This is a genomic window from Bradyrhizobium cenepequi, from assembly GCF_020329485.1.
GTDB classification, from domain to species: domain Bacteria; phylum Pseudomonadota; class Alphaproteobacteria; order Rhizobiales; family Xanthobacteraceae; genus Bradyrhizobium; species Bradyrhizobium cenepequi.
This window is the reverse complement of sequence record NZ_JAGKJI010000125.1, coordinates 1-2,335: the sequence shown is the minus strand read 5'-3', so window position 1 is coordinate 2,335 and position 2,335 is coordinate 1. Positions and strand designations below refer to the sequence as shown.

Genomic DNA, 2,335 nt, shown 5'->3' with positions numbered 1-2,335 from the left:
TCCCGATCGGGCGTCCGATTGCGAACACGCGTGTGTACCTGCTCGACGGTCATGGTGCGCCCGTTCCGTTTGGCGCGGTCGGGGAGCTCTACATCGGCGGGGCGGGGGTCGCGCGGGGGTATCTGAACCAGCCGGAGCTGACGGCGGAGCGGTTCATCGCCAATCCCTTTGTGGCAGGCGACCGGCTGTACAAGACCGGCGACCTTGCGCGCTATCTGCCGGACGGCAATCTGGCGTTCTTGGGCCGCAACGACGACCAGGTGAAGATCCGCGGCTTCCGGATCGAGCCGGGCGAGATCGCGGCGCGGCTCTCCGAGCACGCCTCGGTGCGCGAGGCGGTGGTGGTGGCGGGCGAGGACCGCGCGGGCGAGCCGCGTCTTGTCGGCTATGTGGTGTGCGCGCCCGAGGCTGAATCGGACGAGGGAGATGGAAGCGAGCTGGCCGGTGCCTTGCGCGCACACTTAAGTGCACGGCTGCCGGACTACATGGTGCCGGCCGCGTTTGTGCGGCTTGCGGCGCTGCCGCTGACGGTGAACGGCAAGCTGGATCGCAAGGCGCTGCCGGCGCCGGCGGATGAGGCCTATGCGCGCGCCGCCTATGAGGCGCCGCAAGGCGAGATCGAGACGGCGCTGGCGCAGCTCTGGGCGGAGCTTCTGGGGCTGGCGCGGGTCGGACGGCACGACCACTTCTTCGCACTGGGCGGCCATTCGCTGCTGGCGGTGCAGCTGATGGAGCGTCTGCGGCGGCTGTCGCTGGGGGTGGAGGTGCGCACCCTGTTCGCCAGGCCGGTGCTGGCCGATCTGGCCGCAAGCCTGGGCAGCCATCACGAGGTGGCGGTCCCTGCCAACCTGATCACCGAACAGAGTCCGGCGATCACGCCGCAGATGCTGCCGCTGATCGAGCTGGCGCAGGGAGAGATCGACCGGATCGTCGCCACCGTGCCCGGTGGCGTCGGCAACATCCAGGACATTTATGCCTTGTCGCCGCTGCAGGACGGCATCCTGTTCCATCATCTGTTGGCTATAAAAGGTGATCCGTACCTGCTGGTTGCGCAGATGGCGTTTGCCGACCGTGGCCTGTTGGAGCGCTATCTCGCCGCGGTCCAGCGGGTGGTGGACCGGCACGACATTCTGCGCACCTCGTTCGTCTGGGAGGGGCTGTCGCGCCCGGCCCAGGTGGTGTGGCGGAACGCGCCACTGGAGGTGACCGAGGTCGAGCTGGATGGGTCTTCTGGTCCCGGCCCCGCGCAGCTCCGGCTGAGGTTTGATCCGCGCCAGCACCGCATCGATCTTGGCCGGGCCCCGTTGTTGCGGTTTGTGATCGCGCGCGAGCCCGGCAGCGCGCGCTGGCTGCTTTTGGAGCTGCTGCATCATTTGATCGGGGATCACACCACGCTGGAGGTGATGCATGCCGAGGTTAAGGCCGTGCTCGGCGGGCGCGACCATGAGCTGAGCGCGCCGCAGCCGTTCCGCAACCTGGTGGCGCAGGCGCGCCTGGGCGTTGATGCAAAGGCGCATGAAGAGTTCTTCCGGGAGCTGCTGGGGGACATCGATGCGCCGACCACGCCGTTCGGCTTGAGCGAGGTCCACGGCGACGGCAGCGGGACCGGTGAGGCGCGGCGGATGCTGCCGCAGGCGCTCAACGCGCGATTGCGCAGCCAGGCGCGGCGGCTGGGGGTGAGCCTGGCGAGCCTGTGCCATCTGGCCTGGGGACAGGTGGTGGCGCGCAGCAGCGGCCGCGAGCAGGTGGTGTTCGGCACGGTGCTGTTCGGCCGCCTGCATGGCGGCGCGGGCGCCGACCGCGCCATGGGCCTGTTCATCAACACCCTGCCGCTGCGGCTTGACCTGGACGGCACCGGGGTCGCGGCGAGCGTGCGGACCACCCACGCCCGGCTCGCCGGGCTGCTGGCGCACGAGCACGCCTCGCTGGCGCTGGCGCAACGCTGCAGCAGCGTTGCGGCGCCGGCGCCGCTGTTCAGTTCGCTGTTGAACTACCGCCACACCACGCCGGCGGCCATGTCCGGTTCTGGACCGAATGATGGGCTGGCGGGGGTGGCATGGCTGGGCGGAGAGGAACGCACCAACTATCCGCTGACCTTGTCGGTGGAGGATCTTGGCGAGGCGCTCGGGCTGACGGCGCAGGTGGCGGAGGGCGTCTCGGCGGATCGGGTCTGCGGCTACATGCAGCGGGCGCTCGAGCAGCTGGCGGAGGCGCTGGAGCAGGCACCGAGCACGCCGGTGCGCGAGCTGGATATCCTTCCGTCCGCTGAGCGCGCGTATCTGTTGGAGGAGCTGAACCGGACGGCGGCGCCGTATCCCGAGCAGCAGTGCATCCA

The 2,335-nt window shown here is 69.6% G+C and carries 1 protein-coding gene; it reads left to right on the top strand.

Translation table 11 applies throughout. From position 1 onward, the window contains the following. The coding region (locus tag J6497_RS40390) for a condensation domain-containing protein (RefSeq protein WP_225709707.1) at window positions 1-2,335 on the top strand (2,335 nt) is incomplete at both ends.